At 42.6% G+C, this 24,613-nt stretch carries 19 protein-coding genes and 1 pseudogene; 15 read left to right on the top strand and 5 right to left on the bottom strand.

From position 1 onward, the window contains the following. Positions 1 to 244 precede the first annotated feature (244 nt). The gene (locus ASG93_RS06665; protein WP_063891788.1) at positions 245 to 1,168 is read left to right on the top strand and encodes a LysR family transcriptional regulator; all 924 of its coding nucleotides are present in this window, start codon (positions 245 to 247) and stop codon (positions 1,166 to 1,168) included. A gap of 5 nt (positions 1,169 to 1,173) precedes the next feature. Here the strand turns inward: ASG93_RS06665 and ASG93_RS36190 are convergent. The 3 genes and pseudogenes from ASG93_RS36190 to ASG93_RS06655 all read right to left on the bottom strand — a co-directional run. Next, positions 1,174 to 1,275 (bottom strand): annotated as a pseudogene (locus tag ASG93_RS36190) (ring-cleaving dioxygenase); the annotation flags it as partial. 163 nt (positions 1,276 to 1,438) lie between these two features. Then, positions 1,439 to 2,029 carry a hydrolase gene (locus ASG93_RS06660; protein ID WP_235550771.1) on the bottom strand — a complete coding sequence of 197 codons (591 nt, stop codon included), beginning with the start codon at positions 2,027 to 2,029 and terminating at the stop codon, positions 1,439 to 1,441. Between the two features lie 267 nt (positions 2,030 to 2,296). Continuing rightward, positions 2,297 to 2,938 carry a hydrolase gene (locus tag ASG93_RS06655; protein WP_056830112.1) on the bottom strand — a complete coding sequence of 214 codons (642 nt, stop codon included), beginning with the start codon at positions 2,936 to 2,938 and terminating at the stop codon, positions 2,297 to 2,299. Positions 2,939 to 3,202: 264 nt separating this feature from the next. Here ASG93_RS06655 and ASG93_RS33895 point away from each other — a divergent pair, with 264 nt between their 5' ends. The 3 genes from ASG93_RS33895 to ASG93_RS06645 are packed head-to-tail and all read left to right on the top strand — an operon-like array spanning position 3,203 to position 5,517. Further along, on the top strand, positions 3,203 to 3,373 hold the full coding sequence (locus ASG93_RS33895; RefSeq protein ID WP_082614747.1) for a DUF1427 family protein: 171 nt from the start codon (positions 3,203 to 3,205) through the stop codon (positions 3,371 to 3,373). Between the two features lie 56 nt (positions 3,374 to 3,429). Beyond that, entirely contained in the window at positions 3,430 to 5,262 is a 1,833-nt protein-coding gene (locus tag ASG93_RS06650) for an amidohydrolase (RefSeq protein WP_056830110.1), read from the top strand. A 51-nt stretch (positions 5,263 to 5,313) separates the two neighbouring features. Further along, on the top strand, positions 5,314 to 5,517 hold the full coding sequence (locus tag ASG93_RS06645) for a CDGSH iron-sulfur domain-containing protein (protein WP_056830108.1): 204 nt from the start codon (positions 5,314 to 5,316) through the stop codon (positions 5,515 to 5,517). Positions 5,518 to 5,716: 199 nt separating this feature from the next. Here the strand turns inward: ASG93_RS06645 and ASG93_RS06640 are convergent, their stop codons facing one another. After that, positions 5,717 to 6,601 (bottom strand): LysR family transcriptional regulator, encoded by an 885-nt coding sequence (locus tag ASG93_RS06640; RefSeq protein WP_056830106.1) that lies wholly within the window; start codon positions 6,599 to 6,601, stop codon positions 5,717 to 5,719. Positions 6,602 to 6,903: 302 nt separating this feature from the next. Then, a complete protein-coding gene (locus ASG93_RS06635) occupies positions 6,904 to 7,695 on the bottom strand; it encodes a transposase (RefSeq protein ID WP_082614746.1) in 792 nt (263 codons plus the stop codon). A 117-nt stretch (positions 7,696 to 7,812) separates the two neighbouring features. Here ASG93_RS06635 and ASG93_RS06630 point away from each other — a divergent pair, with 117 nt between their 5' ends. The 11 genes from ASG93_RS06630 to ASG93_RS06580 all read left to right on the top strand — a co-directional run bounded on the left by ASG93_RS06630 (position 7,813) and on the right by ASG93_RS06580 (position 24,545). Next, complete coding sequence (locus ASG93_RS06630) at positions 7,813 to 8,691, top strand: LysR family transcriptional regulator (RefSeq protein ID WP_056830104.1); 879 nt, start codon at positions 7,813 to 7,815, stop codon at positions 8,689 to 8,691. A gap of 745 nt (positions 8,692 to 9,436) precedes the next feature. Beyond that, complete coding sequence (locus ASG93_RS06625; protein WP_056830102.1) at positions 9,437 to 10,885, top strand: spore germination protein; 1,449 nt, start codon at positions 9,437 to 9,439, stop codon at positions 10,883 to 10,885. 36 nt (positions 10,886 to 10,921) lie between these two features. Further along, complete coding sequence (locus ASG93_RS06620) at positions 10,922 to 12,067, top strand: Ger(x)C family spore germination protein (protein ID WP_056830100.1); 1,146 nt, start codon at positions 10,922 to 10,924, stop codon at positions 12,065 to 12,067. A 13-nt stretch (positions 12,068 to 12,080) separates the two neighbouring features. Continuing rightward, positions 12,081 to 13,172, top strand: coding sequence for a GerAB/ArcD/ProY family transporter (locus ASG93_RS06615; RefSeq protein WP_056830098.1), 1,092 nt, complete (start codon positions 12,081 to 12,083; stop codon positions 13,170 to 13,172). 469 nt (positions 13,173 to 13,641) lie between these two features. Beyond that, on the top strand, positions 13,642 to 14,757 hold the full coding sequence (gene hppD, locus ASG93_RS06610) for a 4-hydroxyphenylpyruvate dioxygenase (protein WP_056830097.1): 1,116 nt from the start codon (positions 13,642 to 13,644) through the stop codon (positions 14,755 to 14,757). Between the two features lie 88 nt (positions 14,758 to 14,845). Then, positions 14,846 to 15,799, top strand: a complete 954-nt coding sequence (locus ASG93_RS06605) for a hypothetical protein (RefSeq protein WP_056830095.1) — start codon at positions 14,846 to 14,848, stop codon at positions 15,797 to 15,799. A gap of 3 nt (positions 15,800 to 15,802) precedes the next feature. Further along, on the top strand, positions 15,803 to 17,068 hold the full coding sequence (fahA, locus tag ASG93_RS06600) for a fumarylacetoacetase (RefSeq protein WP_056830093.1): 1,266 nt from the start codon (positions 15,803 to 15,805) through the stop codon (positions 17,066 to 17,068). Between the two features lie 48 nt (positions 17,069 to 17,116). Continuing rightward, the gene (locus tag ASG93_RS06595) at positions 17,117 to 18,268 is read left to right on the top strand and encodes a homogentisate 1,2-dioxygenase (protein WP_056830091.1); all 1,152 of its coding nucleotides are present in this window, start codon (positions 17,117 to 17,119) and stop codon (positions 18,266 to 18,268) included. Positions 18,269 to 18,506: 238 nt separating this feature from the next. Further along, positions 18,507 to 20,363 carry an exo-alpha-sialidase gene (locus ASG93_RS06590; protein ID WP_235550770.1) on the top strand — a complete coding sequence of 619 codons (1,857 nt, stop codon included), beginning with the start codon at positions 18,507 to 18,509 and terminating at the stop codon, positions 20,361 to 20,363. A gap of 14 nt (positions 20,364 to 20,377) precedes the next feature. After that, the gene (locus ASG93_RS06585; RefSeq protein ID WP_056830087.1) at positions 20,378 to 22,570 is read left to right on the top strand and encodes an exo-alpha-sialidase; all 2,193 of its coding nucleotides are present in this window, start codon (positions 20,378 to 20,380) and stop codon (positions 22,568 to 22,570) included. Positions 22,571 to 22,925: 355 nt separating this feature from the next. Further along, positions 22,926 to 24,545: an extracellular solute-binding protein gene (locus tag ASG93_RS06580; protein ID WP_056830085.1), complete on the top strand. Its 1,620-nt coding sequence runs from the start codon at positions 22,926 to 22,928 to the stop codon at positions 24,543 to 24,545. Positions 24,546 to 24,613: the final 68 nt, after the last annotated feature.

The following is a 24,613-nucleotide window of genomic DNA, read 5'->3' as shown; positions in this document are numbered from 1 at the left end:
TCTCCCTAAGGGAAGGGGAGTTCCTGATCATGACGAAGGCAAGCCGTGTAAAGACAGATAGAAAACATAAGCAATGCCTATACGTCACATAGGTAAACTGATATTGATTGATAGTAGGCTAACTTATAGAATGATGTGGACTGAAGTTTAAGGGAATGGTTCACGCATTCCAATGTTAAGTTCTTTTTGCATGCTTTCATTTCAATTAACAGGTAATTTCATAATCATATAAATGGGGTATCACATGGAATTAAGACAACTAGATTATTTTATACAAATATGTAAAGAAGGAAGCTTCACTAAAGCTGCTGAAGTATTGTTGGTTTCTCAACCTACTTTAAGTCAACAAATTCGTGTGTTAGAGGATGAATATTGCACTCCTTTATTTGATAGAGTCGGAAGAGGGATTCAGATTACAAAGGCAGGGCAAATTCTGCTTGATAAGGGACTTTCAGTGAAGCAACTTATTGAAGAATCTCGAATAGAAATCTATGAGTTAAAAAATATTCAGCGAGGCGAGATTACAATCGGCGTATTACCAGGTGATCTTTTCTATCTTATGCCACACTTTGCTCAATTTCGTGAACAGTATCCAGATATTTCTCTGAAATTTGTAGAAACTGAAGACTTTTCGGAACAGTTATTGCAAAATAAAATCGATATCGGATTAACTACGGGTTCGGAACAAAACAAGCATATAGATAGTATTCACTTAACCAAAGAAGAGCAGGTACTTATTGTTTCAGAAAACCATCCTTGGGCAGAAAGAGCGATAATTCCATTTCGAGAGCTGCAAAATTTAGATACCGTATTGTTTTTTCAATCTACCATGTGCCGGGAAATTATTGATTCTTATGCTATGAAATTAGGTATGACCTTAAACTCAACGATTGTAACAGTTTCATCGTCATCCCTTCTTTCTATGGTGCATCATGGGTATGGAGCAGCATTATTATCCTTACCCCTCGTTGAAAGCTATGACCATTCCAAAGTAAAAATTATTCGATTAACTGATCCTACACCTACAAGAGAAATAAAGCTTAGCTATCGTAAAAATACATTTCAAAAACTTACGGTTCGAACTTTTATTGAAATAATGCTAATGCAAGCAAGACTCAATTTGATAATTCAATTTTTCCGAGGCGATACTAGCCCCAAAATAGAGTGACGTTGAACCGTCCCAACTCCGCCTACTCCCCAATCCATGCTGGCTAGAGGAACGTCAATGATGTTGCCGATCTCTCCGGTTGCCTGAAAACGCGCATACTCGCCATCGAAAGTGCCACTATTGAAGAAAGTAGCAGTGATAGGCTCTTTTTCATATTGTTAGTAATCTCCTAGTATCTTGAATTTAACTCTCCTTTGAACTTATCAATTTTATTGATGAAAAAATTCACGAAGCAACATCTTGCTTCGTGAATTTTCGCTTGCTAATCGATTAATGTCCCTCTTTACCGCCGAACATTTCTTGTGAGTAAAAAATACCTAATCCATATGCGCCGCCGTGTTCTTTAGCAATATCTGTTGTCGCTTTGTAAGTTTCGGAACGTGCCCAATCACGTTGTAATTCTAGCAGGTACTGTTCCCAAGTAATTGGTGTCGCACCGGCTTGAATCATGCGCTGAATGGCCATGTCGTGCGCTTCTTTTGATACACCGCCTGAAGTATCGGTAACGATGTATACTTCATATCCTTGATCGATCGCGGACAGCACAGCTGATAAGTCGCAAACCTCTGTCCATAGACCAGAAACGACGAGCTTTTTATTACCATAGCTGTTCACTTTATCAACAACTCGTTGATCTTCCCAAGCATCCATCGTTGTACGGTCGATTGGCTGCTGATCAGGGAAAACCGCTTGGATTTCCGGGAAAATCGGTCCGCTGAATGACTTTGCAGCAACAGTAGTTAGAACGGTTGGCACGTTGAAAGCTTTAGCTGCTTTGGCAAGACCAGTTACGTTATTACGCAATTCCTGGATGTTAATCGACGATGTGCCAAATGCCATTTGCGGCTGGTGGTCGATCATAAGCAAAGTATGGTTCGTTGGCGTCAGCAATCTTGGAGACGGAACCGCCTTTGCATGAAGGGCTTTGTCTTTGCTAGCGGCAGCAGCATCGGCTGTTTCCGCCTTAGCAACGAGCATAGATCCGAATGCGCTTGTCGATACGACAGCAGTTAAAAGTGCAAGTGTTGTTACTGTGCGGCTTGTAAGTAATTTTTTCATGGTTGTTTTTAGCTCCTTTTATATGGAAATAGCAGATACTTTATCAATTTGTCTATATTTTGGCAAACATTATGCCCCTTCGTGCCCGCCAAACATCGTATGGGCATAAATTACGCCCGCGCCGTAAGCGCCGCCATGTTGAATAGCAATTTCCATAACGGCATTGTAAGTCTCTGAACGGGCCCAGTCGCGTTGATATTCGAGAAGAACAGATTCCCAAGTAACCGGAATCGCACCAGCTTGAATCATACGTTGAACGGACATATTATGCGCCTCTACAGTGGTTCCGGCTGAAGCGTCTGTTACAATGTAAACTTCATAGCCGTCTTTAATTGCCGACAATGTGGGGAAAGCAAGGCATACTTCTGTCCACAATGCAGCAATGACAAGCTTCTTGCGGCCAGTCTTTTTGACTGCAGCTAAAAAGTTTTCGTCTTCCCATGAATTCATATTTGTCCGGTCGATCGGTTTTTGATCGGGAAATACTTCTTGAATCTGCGGATGGAGTGGACCCGAGAATGAATTAGCCGCAACGGTAGTTAATATGATGGGTGCATTGAACGCTTTTGCCGTTTTAGCAAGTCCCACCGTATTATTGATGACGGTCTGTCTATCGGCACTTTGCACGCCGAATAGCATTTGTGGTTGATGGTCGATAAGGATGATGGCAGAGTTATCTGCAGTCAGTAAATCGGTTTTGTCATTAAACAAATAGAATCCCAACTTTCTTTTATTATTTTTACGACGGTATCGAAATAACTAGTTATGAAGTCCGTTGCATGCATTTATAGTATTGAAATGAGATAAATCAATCAATTCTATTTTTTCTATACGTTCTATAGCTTGAAGTTATAGTATCGTTCGTCTACATAACATAAGTACTCCCTATATGTTACATAGAGAAAACCATATTGATAGATACTTTGTTTTGCTAATAGAATTAATCCAAGGTCTTACAAGAAAGGAGGCATATTTATGTGGCCTGTATTATTGGCTTTAGGTGCTGGACTCGTTATCGGGATTGTTTTTCAGACCCTCCGCATACCGTCTCCCGCACCACCAATGCTGGGGTTGATAGGTCTATTCGGTATGTTTTTAGGACAACGGCTGATCCCGTGGGTTAAATTACTGTTAAATCATAGTTAAATCATAGTTTAATCATCATTAATCTTAATACCATCACCATTAAAGGAGGATAAAATATGCAGGAAGAGACTATTGTAGAGGCTGATTTATTGATTCGCAATGCAAACATTGTGACGATGGACGAATCGAATCCCGTTGCAACAGCAGTTGCCATTAGAGGAGGCCGTTTCGTAGCCGTAGGTAACGATTCAGACGTTATGCGTTATAAAGGACCAACTACTCGAGTTGTGGATGGGAACAAGCGCCTGTTGATTCCAGGATTGAATGATTCCCATATTCATCTTATACGTGGCGGATTGAACTATAACTTGGAGCTTCGTTGGGATGGAGTGCCATCGGTGGTTGACGCCTTGCGTATGTTAAAACAACAAGTGGACCGTACGCCTGCACCACATTGGATTCGGGTTGTAGGCGGATGGACAGAGTTTCAATTTAAGGAACGCCGGATGCCAACATTGGATGAAATTAATCGAATAGCTCCAGATACTCCTGTATTCATACTTAATTTATACCGCCAAGCTTTTTTAAATAAAGCAGCTTTGCGTGTGGTGGGGTATACGAAGGATACTCCGAATCCGCCAGGTGGAGAAATTCAGCGGGATAGCAATGGCAATCCAACAGGGATGCTTATAGCGCGGCCAAATGCAACGATATTGTATGCTACTTTAGCAAAAGGCCCAAAGCTTTCATATGAAGATCAGCTGAACTCCACGCGGCTATTCATGCGGGAATTGAATCGATTTGGACTCACGAGCGCAATTGATGCAGGTGGTGGTTTCCAGAATTACCCCGATGATTATCAAGTTTATGAGGAACTGGATAAACGTGGGGAGATTACCGTCCGCACGGCGTACAATCTGTTTACCCAACATCCCAATCACGAACTGGACGATTTTAAATCATGGACGTCCACGTCGCAGCCATATACAGGAAGCCCTTACTATCGCCACAACGGCGCCGGTGAAATGCTTGTGTACAGCGCGGCTGATTTTGAAGACTTTGTCGAACCCCGTCCGGAATTACCTGCTGTATTGGAAAATGATTTATTTGGGGTTACCCGGCATTTGGTACAAAGTCGTTGGCCATTCCGGCTCCACGCAACGTATGGTGAGTCCATCTCGCGCTTCCTCGATGTATTTGAACGTGTAAATAAGGAAGTTCCATTCAAAGATTTGCGCTGGATTTTAGACCATGCTGAAACGATCCGAGAGAAGGATCTGGAACGTGTTGTCGCATTAGGCGGTGCCATTGCAGTCCAAAGCCGTATGGCTTTTCAAGGGGAATATTTCGTCGACAGGTACGGAGCCGAAGCAGCCGAAAACACACCACCTATCACAAAGATGCTTACGGCCGGATTGCGTGTAGGCGTGGGTACAGACGCTACAAGGGTAGCCAGCTATAACCCATGGGTTGCTCTATATTGGCTAGTGACTGGAAAAACGCTTGGCGGGCTAAGCTTGTACCCTGCTTCTAATCGGATTGATCGCCACCAAGCGCTTCGTATGTATACGACTGGAAATGCTTGGTTTTCAAAGGAAGAGGATGTAAAGGGCCAGATTAAGGAAGGGCAATATGCGGACTTATCGATCCTGTCTGATGATTTCTTCCGTGTCTCGGATGAAGAAATCAAACGCATCGAATCGGTGCTTACGGTCGTGGGCGGAAAGATTGTCTATGGATCTCTTGAATTCCAAAAACTATCGCCCCCAGCTCCTAAAGCCAGTCCGGACTGGGCGCCGCACAATTACTATGGCGGTTACTATAATGCCTACAATCATGGAGGCGGTGGTACTGGACTACATGTGCCACAACAAGGACATCATAATCATAGCTGCAATCACCATCATCATGGAGCCGGTTTCTGCGACTTGGATTGCTTCGTCTTTTGATGGAACTGTAGGAGAGAAAAAAAGATTCGAAATAGAAAGGGTTTGGGATATATGTCCGATGTAACGATTAAAGTAATTGATAACGGTCCGTTACGAATAATGGGTAAGGTAGAAATGGTTGATACAGAAGGGAATCGCTTTGAGACAACAGAATCTTTCATTCTTTGTCGTTGTGGATTATCAGGCCAAAAGCCTTTCTGCGATTTGACGCATAAAGGCAAGTTTGAAAGTGCACCTCGTGCTAAGGAATCGTAATGAAATGTCAACCGATAGCCGCTAATCATGTTCAATAAAGAATAAGCTTAGTCCGGTTGACTCTAACCGGACTAAGCTTTATTTGTAGATAAGAAAGTATAAATTTTATACTTTTGCTTCGCATCTACCTTGACAAACGCGCTCGTCCCTGAAGGACGACGGAGTCGTTTATCCTTGATTCTTTCTCGCCTTCTGCATGTTACTGAATTTCTCTAGTATGCGGAAAAAGATCTGTTATGGTTTTGATAAACAAATTTACCGCAATCGAAGATTCATTTAATGAAGAAGCTGCTAGGTTAATTTCTCTAAACAGTAGAGGGTCTAGGCTGCGAGTTATAACATTAGGCGGCAACGTTGATAATGAAAGCTTTGGTAAGATAGCCAAACCCAGTCCTTCATGTATCATGTAAAGTACGATGTCAACGTTTTGGAACGCATATTTTACATTAAGAGTGATATTGGCTTTCTCAAAAAGTTCAAAAATAAATGTGTCATAACCTCCTTTGCAAAAAATCATCGGTTCATTATCCAGGTCTTGAAGCTGAATTGTAGAACGGCTATGTAAAGGGTGGTCATCTCGAAAGACTACAAACATTTCTTCTTTGTATAAGGGGATTATATCCAGCCCATCGTTCGGAGGTATAATCAGTCCGAGATCAATAATACGTGATACCAACCATTCTTTAATTTGGATGATTGTTCCTTCATGAAGGATAAATTTCAAATTAGGATATCTTTCCTGAATTACACGAATAATTTTTGGCAAAATGACGGCTGAAGCAGTAGGAAATATTCCGATTCGGATAATTCCGACTTCGAGCCCTTTCTCGGCGGCCACCTCTTGTTGAACATTCTCGAATTCTTTCAATATGTTCCGAAACAAAATAAGGATTCGCTTTCCTATATCGGTGAGCACCAGCCCTTTTTTTCGATCACGGATAAAAAGCGTTACATCCAACTCTGCTTCAAGAGCAGATACTGCGCGGCTAACAGCAGGTTGGGTCATATTAAGCTCCTGTCCGGCTTTTGTGAAACTGCCAGTTTCAGCAATTCTTACAAATAATTGTATTTGGCAATTAGTCATGACTAAATGGGTACGCCCCTTATGATTAACTTTCATTTTATAAACATTAGGTCATATTATATCATTTATATACTCAAATATTCATGGAACTGGGTGAGTAAGTGGGATTTCAACAACTAACACCGAGTGCTATACTGCAAGAAGGTGGCTCCTAAATTCGTCGGGAGTCATCTTTTTTATGGTCCATTGACATACCTAAATTGGTATGCCCCTTATGATTAACTTTCATTTTATTAACTTTAAGTCATATTATATCATTTATATACTACGACTGACCAATTAACTCACAATACGTTTTTCAACTATAAAGATCGGACTTCCGCAATATAATCCTTGGCCACTTCGGCTTCCGGCTTGGCGATGTCCTTCAGATAGTGGTATTGGCAGTACTGGTAGGGAATCTCGGGTAAAAGGGATCGCATTGCATTTCGGATCGATTGTTGGCCATCGCTTACGATTCCGATGATCGGAAAACCGAGATCAATGACAGGTTGAATCAGCTTCTTTAATTCTTCCGCGGAGCTGCTTTTCAAATTTTCCGCGACAAGAATGGTGCCACTAAAAATCTCCCGGATGACATAGAGGGTTTCATTTCCCTTCTCCGGTTGGACACCATCCATGGAGATTATGATTCCGCCGTGATCATTAAAGGTTTGATTAAGGACGTTTTTCACATGTTCCGTAACACTAGACTTGAGTAACATTAGATAACGTTCATAAAGCCTTTGTGAATTTCGCTCCGAGGTTGTGATTCCGCGGCTATTTAGCTCCTCTGTAATCTCAGCAATCGTCATATGATGCTTAAATCGTAATTGTCCAACCAAAGCAAGAACGTCAAATCCATAAGAGGTATGCTTCATGCAGAGCAGGTCTGCTTCGGCGGATTTGTAGTACGTTTTAGGATAATTACATTGTGGATTTGTACATTTATAGGCCATATTCCAGGCTTGAATAACCCCGGTTAAGGTTGAGATATTTTTCTTCCAAGCGGTATGACTTCGCTTTAAGGTTGCTCCGCAATGAGGACAATTTTGCAGTTCCGTACGGAAGTATATTTTCTTATCAGGCACGATTCGATTTTTAGGTAAGGGCATAAAAAACCTCCGTCAACGTTCTATCGAATACTTCGACAGAGACTCTGGAAACACTTGTTAGTTAATTGGTCATTCGTAGTTTGTATATATCAAATATTCATGGAATAGGGTGAGTAAATGGAATTTCGACAACTAGAATATTTTATTCAGATCTGCAAAGAAGGAAGCTTCACTAAAGCTGCGGAAGTGTTGATGGTTTCTCAACCTACATTAAGTCAACAAATTCGATTGTTGGAGCAAGATTTTGGCACTCCTTTATTTGACCGAGTTGGAAGAGGAATAGAGATTAATGATGCTGGAAAAATCCTTTTTGAGAAGGGGATTGCAGTCATGAGGCTTATTGAAGATTCCCGAGAAGAAACATCGGAATTAATAAATACTCAGAAAAACGAGATGATCATTGGTATCTTTCCTAGTGATTTGACCTATTTAATGCCAAGATTTGTTCAATTCAATGAACAGTACCCAGATATTTCAATAAAATTTGTAGATATGGAAGATACATCGGGACAGATACAGCAAAATAAAATTAATATCGGAATATCTGCCGATTTGGAACCGAACAAACAAATCGATTGCATCCACTTATTCAACGAGGAGCTAGCGTTAGTCGTTTCTAAAGACCATCCTTGGGCAGAAAAAGTAGAGATTCCATTTCGAGAGCTCGAAAAGTTACCAAATGTAATGTTTGTTAAAGATACCAAACTCCGGAAAAAACTTGATGATTATATAAATAAAACAGGTATTTCTCTTTTCTTAAATGTAGAAACAACGTCAACATCAACCTTGCTTAATATGGTACATCTTGGAGTCGGGGTAACAATTATGTCCCTCCGTCTTGTTGAAAGCTACAATTGTCCAAATATAAAAATTATCCGATTAATTGATCCTAAACCTATTCGTGAGGTTAAGCTTTACATGCATAAAGATAAATTGATGTCTCATAGAGTCCGAACCTTTACTAATCATTTCCCAGAATTCACCAAAGATTTATAATTAGCGTAACCTGCTGATTTTGCTGCGAGTTTATTGAACAATATTAGAGAGTAAATGGCCTCCGTGATTGATAAGATAAATTGAGAGGATCGGCCCAAGTTCCCGTAATAACTAACAAGCCCAAGCCGATTCCAGCAAAGATCAATCCACACCATAAAACGTTTTTGACTCCAAATTTCGCAACCAATCTTCCATCAAACGGTGCTACTTTGACGATTTGGACAACGGTTCGTTAACCCAAATACTTCCCCCTTTTTTTCAGATTTTCTCATTGGATTATTTATGTTCTGCTAACCAAACCGCTACTTTTTGAGCATCATCGTCTTTAAGGATTCCGGCTGGCATACCACCGCGACCATTAATAATTTGGTTTTTGAAGTAGGGGTTTCTTGTTTTGAGCAAGCAGATACTATAAACATAGATATGGTGAAAATCATAACAGCTAGATATTTTACCTTCATTGCTTTAACTCCCATAGAATTTCCCAGTTGTTAATGTTAGAAAGAACAATTCATCCGGCCGGAATTATTCTAATTACTTAAACTTCTTTCAAATGGAAGTTTATCCAACTTTATTTTATAAGCTATGATAAGTATCTATCAATATGAATCTATCTATATGTAGTATAGATATGGCTTATACTAGCTTCGTGTCGGGTTTCAGACAGGAAAATGCATATGATTGGTATTCTTTTCTACTAACTGGTTCATACTAAGCGAATTATTACAAATGGAGTGATAATTCGATGATAAAACCAGAAGCTCCAATCATTCCTGTTCATAAAAGCCTTGCTGATAACGAAACAGCGCTCAAAGCTGTGTTCCATAATTGCTCCGACATCTTATTCCGCCCTTTTCATGTGAATGGAAGTGTTCAATATCTCCTCATATATTTGGATGGATTTACCAATGCTAGCATTATGGAACAAGCTATTGTTCCCTCATTAGCTGCTCTAACCGCTGGCTTGTATGGAAATATGGAAGAATCTGTATATATTTCTCCGAATCAGGCTGAGTTATCGAGCTTTAAACAAATATTCTGTTTGAACGAGGCTTCGGAAGCGATCCTGGAGGGGAAGACGGTCATTCTTGTTAATGGCTGGGAACATGCGCTGCTGGCAGATATAAATGAATATAAGCAGCGGTCTATAGACGAGCCTTCTAATGAGGCTTCGATCCGCGGGCCCCGGGAAGGCTTCACGGAAGTATTGCGAACGAATACCAGTATGATTCGCAGGAAAATTAAAAGCCCACGTCTAAAGTTTGAACCGTATCGGGTAGGTACTACGACAAATACACAGCTCGTCTTAGCTTATGTTGAAGGTAACGTAAGAACCGAAGTGCTTGAAGAGGTTAAAAATCGGATCGGCCGCATCAAGACAGACCGCATATTTGATGCCAGTTATATCGAAGAGTATATCGAAGATTATCCCCTGTCCATATTTCCGCAAGTTCTAAATACAGAGCGGCCTGATGCCGTTGCTGCAAGCTTGATGGAAGGGAAAGTGGCCATTCTCGTGGACGGTTCTCCAAATGCGCTTGTTGTTCCTATGACCTTCTGGTCAGGTTTTCAATCGGCGGAAGATCATTATGAACGCTTCCTGTACGTAATGGCTGTCCGAATTGTCCGCATGATGCTAGTCATTATAGCCATGTTGCTGCCTTCCTTATATGTAGCGCTCACAACGTTTCATCCGCAGATGATTCCTCTTAATCTGATGATGAGTATTGCAGCTTCCAGAGAAGGGATTCCTTTCCCTACAGTAGTGGAAACGTTTCTTATGGAGCTGATGTTTGAGGGATTACGCGAAGCAGGACTCCGCATGCCCAAGGCCGTCGGGTCGGCAGTTAGCATCGTCGGCGCCCTGGTCATCGGTGAGGCTGCCGTTCAAGCCGGATTTATATCCGCCCCGATTGTAATGATTGTGGCAGGTACAGGCATCGCTTCGTTCTCTTTCCCAAGATACAGCCTGGCGCTCCCGTTCAGGCTTATACGCTTTCCACTTTTAGTAGCGGGAGGAGTGTTTGGATTTTATGGCGTTGCGATGGGGGTTGTCATGATTTTGATACACCTGGTTACCTTAAAATCGTTCGGGGTCCCTTATTTAAAGCCTGTAGCACCAGCTACAGGAAATATATTCAAGGATACACTTGTCCGGATGCATGAACGGCTTGTAAAGAAGAATCCAGGTTAGCTATGCCATCTATTAAGAACACGGAGAATCATATTTATGCGAACAACCAAACGGATCGTTCCGGCATTCCTCTTAATCGTCATTTTATCGGGCTGCTGGGATCGGAATGAGATTAACGATTATGCATTCTGGATAGGAAGCGCACTTGATCTGACTAAAGACGGAGAAATTCAAACCAGCGCTCAAATTGCAATTCCATCCCAATTTATTAAACAAAAAGGGGGAGGTGGTGCTAGTGGCAGAAGCAATATTGTCGTATCGGCAACTGGAAAAAGTTTAGTTGACCTTATCAATAATTTACAAGAGAAATTGCCGCGCAGGATTTTTATAGGACACCGCAGAGCCATTTTCTTCGGGGAGAAGCTTGCACGTCGAGGAATTAAGAATATTGTAGATCAATTCTCAAGAAATTCTGATACGCGGTTAAGGACTGATATTTTTGTCGTACAGGACGCTGAGGGTAAAGACGCGTTGGAAATCAACAGCCCTTTTAGCCATTTTTCAGCTATTGCGGCAGTTGACCAGGATAGGTTTTGCCGTATTGGGGATGTTGCTCTTCGGGACTTTTTCTTAGATGCTACCAGTCAAGGGATAAGACCGATTATGCCGGTCATTAAGCTATCACCGCAAAAGCAAGACATGGGAAAAATATTTCTTATCGCTTCCTTGGCCATATTCAACAAAGACTTAAAAATGGCTGGATTTTTGGAGCGCGAAGAAACAATGCAATCGTTATGGGTTAAAGGGATATTGAAAGATGAGTATTTAACGCATTCGATAGACAATGGAAGGTATTCACTCTATGTATCTAACTTGAAAAGTACAATCATCACTCACATTAACCAAGATAAAATTACTGCTGAAGTCCAATTATCCGGCAAGGGGAGGATATTGGAGAGCCAATCGAATGCGGATCTTTCCAAACCCGAAATTTTAATGGATATCAACCGGAAGTTGAATAAAAAAGAGAAAGTAAAAATCGAGAAAACGATAAAAATTGTGCAGGAAAAGTACGGACAAGACATCTTCGGTTTTGGGGAAGCGCTGCATAGACAGCACCCGTATCAGTGGAAATCATTAAAGGACAACTGGGATCAGATTTTTCCTAATATGCCAGTAACCGTTCATTTAGATATTCGAATTATGCGGGTCGGAAATCTAGGGAAACAATTGATTGAATAAAAGGAGAACCGAAATGAAGATATCCAACTGGCAATTGTTTTGGCTGATGGCAACCGTAGAAATTAGTATGACGATTTGGTTGACCATTTCTTCAACCATTCATATAGCCAGCCAGGATGCTTGGATTTCTCTTATTATGGCCGGAATCGTCGGTATGGCGATCACTTATTCAGTTACAAAACTAAGCTCACTTTTCCCATCTCTAACGATTGTACAGTTCAGTCAACGTATTTTGGGTAAATGGGTTGGCAGAACAGTCTGTCTCCTTTACCTTGCCGGTTGGTATACAGTCGCGGCTGTCATTTTGCGCGTCATGTCAGAATTTCTCCAACAAATGCTTTTTCACAATACGCCGTCTTGGGTCATTTCCATTATTATGATTACAGCCATGATCTACATCAATTACAAAGGTGGTATTGAGGGCATAGCCAGATTTAGTGAAATTGCAGGTCCATTGTTCATTTTGGGAATTGTACTTACCCTCCTATTGAACATAACCAATTTAAAGCTTAAGCTGCTTTTGCCTGTTTATGCAGATACCGGTTTGCTGCCGATATTAAAGGGTTCCTTGAGAAATGCCTCATTTCTCGGTGAATCCATCATAATCATGATGATTACTCCTTTTTTATTGAAGCCGGAACGTTCATTAAAACCTGCATTGGTGGCGATTCTGTTTCCGTCTCTTCTTGTAACCGTTTCGACAATAATGGTTATAACCACATTCGGTACAAAGATGGGAGGACAGCTTTTTTACCCGTATTTTACGATGGTTCGGTTTATTTCGTTTCTTGATTTTGTACAAAATATGGATGTTTGGATTATTTTTATATGGATTTTCAGTGTGTTTGTGAAATTATCCTTATATCTCTTTATTAATAGCTATGGAACGGCACAGCTCCTAAACGTAAAAAACTCAAAGAGCTTGGTCTTGTTTGTGGCAGCTTTTCTTTTCATCATATCGCTTATCCCGTCAAATGCAGTTTCGGTCATGGAATATGCAGATCGTGTGTGGATTAAGTATGTATTTCCAATCAATATAATTGCGCTTCCTATTATCATGTTGATTGTTGGGCATTTTCGCCGCGTTCAAACTCGTTGTGAATAACTAATTTAAAGTTTTATCGAAAATAACTATATGAATGAGATCAGCATTTTGCAACTGGCGGACGAGTTACAGGTGACTCCCAATTATTTGAGCACACTATTTCAAAAAAATGGGGACTACATTCATATATACAAAATCCGTTCTGGGGAATAAGCAGACTCAATAAAAAAGGCTGACTCACAAGTGAGATTGCTCACTTTCGGGGCAGCTTTTCTTTTTTTTGTTAAAGATCCAATAACATAGAAGTTTGTCATCTTGAACGGCACAATCATATGCTTTAGGAGGACGAAAAAATGATGGAGAAATTAAAGTGTGAATTTTGATGCACGCTACAAGCATTTTAACAGGTTAAAGCGGATGTGCGTCGACACGTGTATACTCTATCGTACGTTTTTGCAGGATTTCTTGAAGCGCACTATACTCAATATGAAGAAAAAGGATATTATTCCCTAGGAGGCTGTGAAAAATTATGAAAAAGGAAGTTTTGAGCAATAACGATAAACAGCAGGACTTCTTCCCGATTCATGACTTTGATTATGTCGAATATTATGTTGGGAATGCCAAGCAAACAAGCTACTTTTTGAGCAAAGCTTTCGGATTCAAGACTGTTGCTTATGCCGGGTTGGAAACAGGACATCGAGATAGAGTTTCTTATGTGTTGGAACAGAATAAAACTCGGTTTATCGTGTCCGGTTCGCTCTCAGATGATCATCCGATCAGCGATTTTGTGAAAAAGCATGGCGAAGGAGTAAAAGACATTGCACTTCGTGTAGAAGACGTCGAAAGGGCTTACATGGAGGCTATCTCCAGGGGGGCTATCCCAATTCAGGAGCCGCAAGTTTTTACGGATGAAAACGGAACAGTCATAAAAGCAACTATAGGAACTTACGGCGATACGGTGCATACGCTTGTTGATAGAAAGAATTACAAGGGGATTTTTATGCCTGGTTATTATCAGATTGATCACATGATTCCTTATGAGGAAGCAGGCCTGATTGGTGTCGATCATGTTGTTGGAAATGTGGAACAGATGGGAGAGTGGGTTTCCTATTACGAGAACGTTATGGGATTTACACAAATGATTCACTTTGATGATAAGGATATCAGTACGGAGTACTCGGCGCTCATGTCGAAAGTCATGCATAACGGAGGACGAATTAAATTCCCTCTGAACGAACCGGCAACCGGAAAGCGCAAATCGCAGATTGAAGAGTTTCTTGAATTTTATAATGGCGCGGGCGTTCAGCATGTAGCGATCTTGACAAACGATATCGTGCATACCGTTCATCAGCTTCGCGCTAATGGCGTAGAATTTCTCGACACTCCGGATGCCTACTATGAAATGCTTTCCGCTCGGGTAGGTACGATCGATGAAGACATTCAAAAGCTTCACGAAAATAAGATTCTGGTTGATCGTGATGATGAAGGATATTTATTGCAAATTTTTACAAAGCCTATCGTAGACCGTCCTACTTTATTCTTTGAGATCATCCAGCGCAAAGGATCGAGAGGTTTTGGAGAAGGCAATTTCAAAGCATTGTTTGAATCGATTGAAAGAGAACAGGCCCGCCGCGGGAATCTCTAATTTACTCCACAAAGTGACGTATGCCTTCGGAGTCTATTCCGATTAATTTGCGGGGACACCGAAACTATTTAATCTAGGAGGCGCGGAGATGTATCCGAGTGTTCGGCTTTTCATGGAGAAGCTAATTGATTATGCGGGACTTTTTCCTCCGGCAGGGCTGCCGATTGAAGCAGCAATCCGGAATTACCAAGCCTATAGTCACGATCAGGATAGCTGGATGATAGGCAAATTTATTATCCCTGTCTCACGGTTGCAAGAACTAGTCCCTTATATGCAATTGTTTTCGAGAGATCATCCACTTATGCTGTCAGTCATTGGAGATCGAAGCAGCGAGGCTGATGCATGTATGCAGCTTTTGGCGGAGAATCTCGAGAGGATTCAAGCGTTTAGGGATCAATATCAAGATGAAGTCCAGATTGATGTGCTAGATTTGCCGCTGCCGCCGATTCGGTTACAGGCTCATCTTCTGGATGCGATCGGGAAAGGGACATCTAAGCTTGGGTTACGGACATTTTGCGAATTGACCTATGCATTAAATGCGGAATGGGAATCAAGAATGCTTGCTAATTTGGATGAAGTTGCTGCATATAATGAAACAAGTGGATTGCGTTTAGGCATTAAACTAAGAACCGGAGGCATGACAGCCGAAGCATTCCCTACGTCCAATCAGATCTCCCTTGTATTGGCAGGGTGCAAAGACAGAGGTCTCTCCTTGAAATTTACAGCAGGGCTGCATCATCCTTTTCGCATGTACCGCAATGAAGTTAAGACGAAGATGCATGGATTTCTAAATGTGTTTTTTGCGGGATTACTGGCGAATTCGCACAAGCTGGAGATTCAACAGATAGCGGAAATCATCGAAGACGAAATTCCAGATAGCTTCAAATTTTCAAGTGACGGCTTGCAGTGGAGGCATCTCTCTATGACTTCTTCTGACATCCAGGCTTATCGTAATGAGGGAGTATGCTCCTATGGGAGCTGCAGCTTCGACGAACCGCGTGACGAGATGCGAGAATTTCAACTACTGGAGCAGAGGAGTTAAACCATGGGCCGTTCTTTTATTCAGGTGGAGCCGGATTCGCATTTTCCTATACAAAACCTGCCATATGGTGTATTTCGCCCCTTGAAAGGCGGATTACCGCGAATCGGCGTTGCGATCGGAAAGTATGTGCTGGACCTTGCCGTTTTAGACACTGCCGGCTGTTTTGACCGGACGGCAGTGTCCGGTAAAAACATATTTAATCAACCGTCATTGAATGCCCTAATGTCTCTTAGCCGTCCAGTTTGGAAGGAGCTTCGTGCAACCATTGGGCGACTGTTAGATGCCGAAGAACCGACTTTACGCGATAATGAAGAACTGCGAGCCGCCGCCTTTTATGTTCAATGCGAGGTAGAGATGCTGCTGCCTGCAGAGATTGGTGATTATACGGACTTCTATGCTTCAAAAGACCATGCAACTAATGTTGGCATTATGTTCCGCGGCAAGGAAAATGCGCTTATGCCGAATTGGCTGCATCTGCCTGTGGGTTATCACGGGAGAGCCAGCTCTGTAGTTATCAGCGGATCGGATGTTCGCCGCCCGCAAGGTCAGATGAAGCCGCCAGACTCGGCTGCACCTATCTTCGGCTCAAGCCGTCAGCTGGACTTCGAACTGGAAATGGGCTGTCTGATAGGAACAGGGAATAAACAAGGTGTGCCTGTCTCGGTTGAAGAAGCGGAAGATTATATCTTTGGGCTTGTACTCGTAAACGATTGGAGCGCGCGGGATATCCAATCATGGGAATATCAGCCGCTTGGCCCCTTCCTGGCTAAAAATTTTGCAACCTCCATATCGCCATGGGTCGTGCCTTTTGAAGCATTGGAGCCATTCCGCGTTCCTGCTCCGAAGCAGGATCCGGAACCACTTCCCTATTTGCGGCAGAACAGCACGGGTTCTTTTAATATCCAATTAGAGGTTTATTTGCAGAGTGAAGCCATGAAGCGACCGAACCGTATTTCGGTCAGTAACTACCGCTATTTGTATTGGACGATGGCACAACAGATCGCTCATCATACGATAAGCGGCTGTAATTTGCGCCCCGGGGATTTGTTGGCTTCCGGAACAATTAGCGGCCCTGTAAAGGAGTCCCGAGGCAGCATGTTGGAATTGACATGGCGTGGAACTGAGCCGCTGCATTTGGACAATGGCGATGAACGTGTTTGGCTGGAGGATGGCGACTGTTTAACGATCACCGGCTGGTGTCAGGGAGACGGCTTCAGAGTCGGCTTCGGGGAGGTAACCGGTCGTGTGCTGCCGGCAATTCTAAGCTGATGCTTACGAAGTAAGTTTTGTTAGTAGAACTCTTAGGAGGGAGTTAATATGCCTTTTTATCACCATATGGGCGAGATTCCCAAAAAAAGACATACGCAGTTCAGGAAACAAGACGGTTCTTTGTACCGGGAACAAGTCATGGGGACAAAGGGTTTTTCGGGCATACAGTCTATTCTTTATCATCATTCCGCTCCGACGGACATCGTTAAGGCCGATATCTATGCACCCTTTAAGATAGAGTTTGAAGAACAAGGAGCTTTGACATACAGGCACTTCCTGGCTGGACAGTACGTAGATACGGGAGATGCGGTAAACGGCAGGCACTACATGCTTGGGAATGAAGATATATTAATATCCGTTTCCAATCCGACCCAAACCATGGATTATTATTATCGCAACGGGGACGGGGATGAATTGTTGTTTGTTCATCGAGGGACGGGAAAAGTTGAGACTATCTTTGGCACACTCAGCTACCGTCCAGGGGATTACATCGTGATTCCGGTGGGCACGATTTATCGGATCGTTCCGGAGCCAGGTGATTCTAAATTTTTGAACGTAGAAACGAATAGTTGGATTAGCACGCCAAAGCGCTATCGGAATGAGCATGGACAGCTTCTAGAGCATAGCCCTTTCTGTGAAAGAGATATTCGGCTGCCTGAAACATTGGAATGCCATACGGATTTCGGCGAATATGAGGTTAGAACCAAAACCAGAGGGTATTTGCACTCCCATATCTATAATTATCATCCATTGAACGTCGTTGGTTGGGATGGCTATTTGTACCCTTATATTTTCAACATTGGAGATTTTGAACCGATAACAGGTCGAATTCATATGCCGCCGCCCATTCACGAAACTTTCGCAGGGAATAACTTTGTCGTTTGCTCGTTTGTTCCGAGATTGTTTGATTACCATCCGGACTCCATTCCGTCTCCGTATTATCATAACAATGTGGACAGTGATGAAGTGCTCTACTACGTCGAAGGCAATTTTATGAGCCGCAAAGGTGTTAAGCAAGGCTCCATTACCTTGCATCCGTCAGGGATTCCTCATGGACCGCATCCAGGTAAAATTGAAGCCAGCATCGGAAAAAAAGAGACTTTAGAGTTAGCGGTTATGATTGATACTTTCCGTCCCTTAAGTGTGGTGAAAGGGGCTGCACAGCTAGAGGATCCGAATTATCCATACAGCTGGGTATAAATAATATCCGACAAGAAGACCGCTTCCCTAGCTGGGTGCGGTCTTCTTGTTTGACACGGATGCAATATGACTTTTTGCAACATAGCGGAGAAATGAAACAAGGCCTGAATAGTGGAAAAACGGTGCTTTAAACGCCAATTTGGATATTCAAATGCTCAAAAATGGTGTGCTATGATCCGTTGTGTAAGTGGGTAGTTTTTATTAACATTATGAAAGGACGTGACCCAGTTTGAAGAAGATGAAACGTTTAAGCCTCCTGTTGTCTCTAATGTTAGTTTTCAGTATGTTTAGTTCTGTAGTTGCGGATGCAGCAGCTCCGTTGGGCATTAGTCATTCTAGAATGATGCCCGTCGACAACATTGCCAATCACGGTTCCACTATGGTAGAACTGCCAGATGGCACGCTTTTCTCTGTATGGTTTAACGGAAATGGAGAAAGAGATGGGAATTTAACCAAACTGATCGGTTCTCGCTCGAAGGATGGCGGGAAAACTTGGACAGAACCATTTGTTGTTTATGATACATGGGATTTCCCAGATAATAACCCGGTTCTTTTTGTAGATAGCCAACAAAGACTATGGTTGTTCTACGGCGTTATTTACAATGGCCAATGGGTCTCTACTCAAACTAAATTTATGTATGCCGATAAGGGCAACTATGAGTATGCCGCTCGCAATGGCGAAAATGCGAAGTGGCACTATCCACAGCCGATTTACACCAATGTTGGGGATGGCATGTTTGGCGAAGGCACATACTCAAATGGAAAATGGAACTATCGCATCAAGGGTGCTGATATTAAGTTTGTAAATCCAAGTAAAGTGACTCCCACAAGTCCTCTGGACCCGTCACAGTATGTAGCAGTAACTACAAAGTTTGGCGGCGGTACTCGTTATATTACAGACAGCTTTGTTGTCCAGATGAGAAATAAATATGATCAGTACGTTTCATATTTGAATTCCGCGAAGCCTTACGACGATGTATATGCGGGTAGAACAGATGAAATTATCACTATGCTTACCACAGGAGTCTCCGTAAAAGAGCCGTCAATTATTAAAAATTCAATTGAGCGTGCTTCTGGTGCAGACAATGACGTAAATACATGGGGACCCATTTACCGCAGACTTGGATGGCAAACAAAAAATAAACCGATTGAAGTAACACTTGCAGATGGCGTAACCAAAAGATTAATTTTGCCGTTATATTCAGATTCATTGTCAAATTCAGTTTGCGCGTATACTGATGATCACGGCATCACCTGGAAATTTAGTGACCCAATTGTAGGATCAGGTACGATCCAAGGCTCGCTGATTCAAAAGAAAGATGGAACGATTCGCGGTTATTTTAGAAGCGGTAAGTTAGATGGCAGAAACGGACGCATGGCATGGCACACTACATACTCTGAGTCAACCGATTACGGAGTAACTTGGAGTGTTCCGAAAGTCGATCCTTATTTGAAAAACGATGGCGGCTTTGAACTTTCCAGGCTTCCAAATGGCGACTGGTTGATAGCTACAAATCAAGAAACCGCACGCAGCGCAGTCAAGCCTAAACAAGACGGAAATAGAAATTCTTTCAGTTTATTGCTTTCTTCCGATGAAGGATTGACTTGGAAGCCGATCATGATTAAGGATGGCATGAATAATAAAGAGACCTATGAATATCCAGCGGTTGTCGTTGACAGTGCCGGGAACGCTTTGATGAACTATACTTACAAAATTCCTACAGGTAGTGGTGAAGACAGAACGATTGGCTTCTCTAAAATCGCAAGCAGTGAGATGGGGACGTTGTTTGATTCTGTTATGACAGCAACTTACGGTGCTGGAAGTTCACCGTTTATTGACAGTGTTACAATGTTACCGACAATTGAACTGCAAGTAGGACAAGCTACACAACTGACCTACAATCTAACGATAGGCGGACAATCGTCTAATGCAACAATCGATACACTTACTTTGACTTCAGATTTGCCTGATGTAGCTGCAACGAATACCACGACCGGGGTCGTGACTGCAATTAAAACAGGAACTGCAATGATAACTGCTGTAAGCAACAATTACGGAACAATTTATAAATGCATCATTAAAGTTACCCAATGAAAGGAGTAATGTAGATGAAAAGGAAATTCAAGTTCCTAACTGCACTGACTGTTTGTATGGCGATCTCAGCTACAAGTATAGTTCCTGCTTTGGCTTCTCCTACGGGAACATTCAACATTTCCGATAAAGCTGTAAATATTTTCAATCCTATCAAGGATAATGGTGATATAGGTGACCACATACACGGCTCCAGCATTGTAGAATTGCCAAGCGGACAGTTGTTATGTGTATGGTTTCAGGGAAATGGCGAACGAGATGCGACTACGACACGGATTATGGGAGCTCGATCAACGGATGGCGGAAAAACATGGTTGACACCGTTTGTAATGACCGATGCCCAAGATATTGCTGATATTAATCCTGTCGTATACGTTGATTCCGGTGACCGTCTCTGGTTTTTCTGGTATCCCGTATTGGCGGGCAGGTGGCAAACTTCCCAACCTAGATATGCTTATGCCGAAAAAGGCAGCTATGAGCTTGAAGAGGTTGGCAACAAAGTACCTAATTGGACATTTTCTGAAAATGTTGGGATTAAACTCGGTAAAAATATTGGCGGTGTAGTCAATCCGAACAGCACAGACGATAACATAAGTCTGTCGCTCGATGATAGACCTGGAGCAACATCAAGACCTTCTTGGGCCACACCACCTGTTATTGCGCGCCCAGAGTTGGCAAAAGGTTTCGTGAATACGGTAAAAGCCAAGCTTGCTGAGCAAAAAGAGTATTTGTTCAAACCAGTTGCAGATGGCGGAGCAGGTATGAGTCGTAAAGTAAATGAAGCTGAATTTGATGGTCTAGTCACGCAGACTATGCAGTTGATTGGCGGCGATCCAACTAAATATCTATACGCTCCGACAGTAGCGGACACAATGACTGAGCCTCGTTCAGGTTATCCGTACGCCCGCCGAATCGGCTGGCAAACCAAAGATAAGCCGTTTGCAGTAGATCTTGGCAACGGCAAAGTTCGTTTGCTTCTGCCCCTGTATTCGGATGTCCTAGAAATGAGCATTATGGCATTTACAGAGTATGATCCTTCCCAACCTCTTGAGGATAACTCGGTTCGTTGGGAGATGAGTGAGCCTATTGTTGGTGTCGCCAACATTCAGGCCACGATGGCTCAAAGACAAGACGGAACGATTGTAGCTTATATGCGTGACAACGGCCCAAGACCTTATCGTGTGGTGGCTTCCGAGTCTAAAGACAAGGGATTGACATGGGGGGCGGTCAAGGACGTCACTGAACTGCAGGATCCTGGTGTAGGTCACGACCTTCTGCAGCTTAAGAGCGGCAATTGGGCATTTGTTCACGTAGATACGGAATCGAACCGGAACACGTTGGCTGTCGCCCTATCAGACGATGAAGGAAGAACGTGGAAATACAGAAGGCATCTTGCCTTGGATACAAGAAGCAGTATGGGAAGCTACCATTACCCTGCCATAACTCAAGGAGATAATGGGGATATCCTGATCAGCTTCAGCCGGTTCTTCTCGTCGCTTGATAAGGACTCTGCTAATCAATCCTTAAGCGGCTATAAAAATATTACCTTCTCCAGAATTACCGAGGACTGGATTAAACAGGGTGATACCGTAAACATTATCAGAGAATATGAAAGCTTCGATCGTGAAATTGCGGTTCCTGCATCTTTCAATATCAATACTGCATCCGATAGTGCGATTAAAGCCCTGTTCCCATCTACAATTAAAGCATATACCTCCTATAAACCGGGGGCAGCGAACGGTGTGATTCCTTCAGTTGATTTGTCGGTGAATTGGGATGTTGCAGCTATTAAAGCGAATTATAAACTTAATTCTTTAATTAGCAATCTTACCGGCACTGTTGATGAGACAAAGCTTCCGCAGGGTGTAACAAGCGATATGCTGCCTTTCTTCAAAGCACCATTGAGAGTATATCTCTACGTTGATCCGGCAGCGATTGCTGCGCAAACGGTGGAGCTTGAAAAGAAAAATATTGCAATAGGCATAGGCAACTCTGAACGACTTGTTGCAACCGTATTTCCTGCCAATGCAAGCAATAAAACAATTTTGTGGGGTTCCAGTGATTCCAGTATTGCCATGGTAGATGAGTTAACAGGTCTGGTTACAGGTGTAAGTAAAGGGAAAGCGGAAATTACTGCGACAACGTTGGACGGCGGCTTTGTTGCAACAACGGGAGTCGTTGTTGTGCCAGGTAATGCTAGCAGCAAGTAGCCGAACATGAAGGTGGTAAACTCCGTTATATAAATAATATTCGATAAGAAGACCGCTTCCCTAGCTGGGTGCGGTCTTCTTGTGTCACGAAGGCTACTCCGAGCTTGCAGGCTGATATTCTTGGTGACTGACGCGAAGAAGTGCTCCTGCCTTGGTGCATGGAGGGAAAGTGAATCGTCTTACCGTGATTTTTTATCGTGCATTATGGCTTTTTGCATCAAAGCGGAGAAATGAATCAAGGCTCCAATAGCGGAAAAACGGTACTTTAAACGCCAATTTGGATATTCAAATGCACAAAAATGGTGTGCTATGATCCTCGTGTAAGGCAATCCAATTATATGGGAGGATTTATTCGATGAAATCAAAAAAGGGGTTTATGGCAGTAACTGGTTCATTACTAGTGCTATCAAGTGTGCTTAGCGGTTGTGGAAGCAGTTCAACGACTTCAACGAATAATTCGGCGACTCCGGCAACTTCTGCTGGTGCGGCAAGCACACCGATATCGGCCCAACCTCTATCGCTGACTTGGATGAGATACGAACACGCTTCGCAAGCTATCGTGGCCAATTCGAAAGCCGTCCAGGAAATTTTAAAGCGTAAAAATGTAAAATTAAATCTTCAAAGTGTCCCTCAAAGCAACTACGATGATAAAAAGAAAACGTTGATCGCAACGAATACCCTGCCTGATGTGATGCTTGTCAAACAGGATGATATTCAGAACTTTGCGGACACGGGAGCATTCCTTGATTTGACTCCCTATTTGGACAAAATGCCAAATTTGAAGAAAGTCATTTCCCAGCAGCCAGAGATCAACAAAAACAAAATTGACGGTAAGCTTTATGGATTCCCTCTTGTAGCAAATTGGCAGGGTGTTGGCGGCCAGCTTTCGATGATTCGCATGGATGTGCTTGATAAGCTAGGTTTGAAAAAGCCGACTACTTATGATGAATTGTATCAAGTGATGAAGAAAATGAAAGAAGCGAATCCGGACTCATATCCTTTTACTGCTCGTGCTGCAAATGGACTTACAGGAACAGAAAATCTAATCAATCCAATTTCATTCGCATTTGGAAGCGGATACACAACCTTCAACGGAACGAAAGTATACTACGAGCCGAAAGATAAACAATACAAATTCGGTCCGGCTATGCCAGAGTTTAAAAATGCGATCACATGGTTGAATAAGCTCTACAAAGAAAAGCTTCTTGATCCGGATTATGCTACGGCTACATCGCAAATTTGGCAAGAAAAGCTAAACTCAGGTAAATCCTTCTATTTCCAAGATAATAATGGTTTCGCTAGCACATTTAATATTAACCTGCAGAAGAAGGATCCGAATGCTAAGTTTGATATGTTGGATACAATGACATCGCCGAGCGGTGCAAAGCGTAACCTTATCTATGCACTTGGCCACTTGTCGGAATCGTACGTCATTAATGCGAAAGTAAAGAATCCTGAACAAGTTGTTCAATTCATGGACTGGTTCTACTCCCAAGAGGGAATTGAGGTTACAAACTTCGGTATTAAAGGCGAAGATTTCACTGGCGAAAATGGCGATTACAAATTGACTGACACAGTTGTCAATAAGTATAAGGACAGACAGCCAAGCGCGATTTATGCGCTGCAATCTGAGTATGGTACGGGCTACCTGGGACTTGCTGTGGATAATGACGATCATGCTGGATTGCCTTTTAACTCCAAGGAATGGGTAGAATGGAACGCTAAAGCATCTAAAGCTTTGGCTGCAGGCGAAAATGTTCAATTCGTTAACGACCCTCCATTTACAAAAGAAGAGCGTGAGAAGCTGAAACAAATCCGTACACAGCTTGACGCTTACCTGACTCAAAACATGGATAAATTTATTGTGACAGACGGTGCACTGGGTGATTGGGATAACTTCGTAAAACAACTCAAAGCAAAAGGTGCAGATGATATCATCAAAATCTACAACGATGCCTTAGCCCGCGTGAAGTAAAGGTCGAAGTTCATGCAAGTAGAGGGGGCAGGTTGCTTAGACATACCGGGCAGCTTGTCCCTTTATTT

The organism is Paenibacillus sp. Soil787 (genome assembly GCF_001429545.1).
In the GTDB taxonomy this organism is placed as follows: Bacteria; Bacillota; Bacilli; order Paenibacillales; family NBRC-103111; genus Paenibacillus_E.
The sequence above is the reverse complement of the archived record's forward strand: the minus strand, read 5'-3'. Positions and strand labels throughout refer to the sequence as shown.

Bases quoted from the DNA above. Each gene is read 5' to 3' on its own strand.
- ASG93_RS06660 (WP_235550771.1), bottom strand. From the start codon at position 2,029: ATGATCGACCACCAGCCGCAAATGGCATTTGGCACATCGTCGATTAAC.
- hppD (WP_056830097.1), top strand. From the start codon at position 13,642: ATGAAAAAGGAAGTTTTGAGCAATAACGATAAACAGCAGGACTTCTTC.
- ASG93_RS33895 (WP_082614747.1), top strand. From the start codon at position 3,203: ATGTGGCCTGTATTATTGGCTTTAGGTGCTGGACTCGTTATCGGGATT.
- ASG93_RS06620 (WP_056830100.1), top strand. From the start codon at position 10,922: ATGCGAACAACCAAACGGATCGTTCCGGCATTCCTCTTAATCGTCATT.
- ASG93_RS06665 (WP_063891788.1), top strand. From the start codon at position 245: ATGGAATTAAGACAACTAGATTATTTTATACAAATATGTAAAGAAGGA.
- ASG93_RS06590 (WP_235550770.1), top strand. From the start codon at position 18,507: ATGAAACGTTTAAGCCTCCTGTTGTCTCTAATGTTAGTTTTCAGTATG.
- ASG93_RS06580 (WP_056830085.1), top strand. From the start codon at position 22,926: ATGAAATCAAAAAAGGGGTTTATGGCAGTAACTGGTTCATTACTAGTG.
- ASG93_RS06640 (WP_056830106.1), bottom strand. From the start codon at position 6,601: ATGACTAATTGCCAAATACAATTATTTGTAAGAATTGCTGAAACTGGC.
- ASG93_RS06645 (WP_056830108.1), top strand. From the start codon at position 5,314: ATGTCCGATGTAACGATTAAAGTAATTGATAACGGTCCGTTACGAATA.
- ASG93_RS06635 (WP_082614746.1), bottom strand. From the start codon at position 7,695: ATGCCCTTACCTAAAAATCGAATCGTGCCTGATAAGAAAATATACTTC.
- ASG93_RS06595 (WP_056830091.1), top strand. From the start codon at position 17,117: ATGCCTTTTTATCACCATATGGGCGAGATTCCCAAAAAAAGACATACG.
- ASG93_RS06630 (WP_056830104.1), top strand. From the start codon at position 7,813: ATGGAATTTCGACAACTAGAATATTTTATTCAGATCTGCAAAGAAGGA.
- ASG93_RS06605 (WP_056830095.1), top strand. From the start codon at position 14,846: ATGTATCCGAGTGTTCGGCTTTTCATGGAGAAGCTAATTGATTATGCG.
- ASG93_RS06625 (WP_056830102.1), top strand. From the start codon at position 9,437: ATGATAAAACCAGAAGCTCCAATCATTCCTGTTCATAAAAGCCTTGCT.
- fahA (WP_056830093.1), top strand. From the start codon at position 15,803: ATGGGCCGTTCTTTTATTCAGGTGGAGCCGGATTCGCATTTTCCTATA.
- ASG93_RS06650 (WP_056830110.1), top strand. From the start codon at position 3,430: ATGCAGGAAGAGACTATTGTAGAGGCTGATTTATTGATTCGCAATGCA.
- ASG93_RS06585 (WP_056830087.1), top strand. From the start codon at position 20,378: ATGAAAAGGAAATTCAAGTTCCTAACTGCACTGACTGTTTGTATGGCG.
- ASG93_RS06615 (WP_056830098.1), top strand. From the start codon at position 12,081: ATGAAGATATCCAACTGGCAATTGTTTTGGCTGATGGCAACCGTAGAA.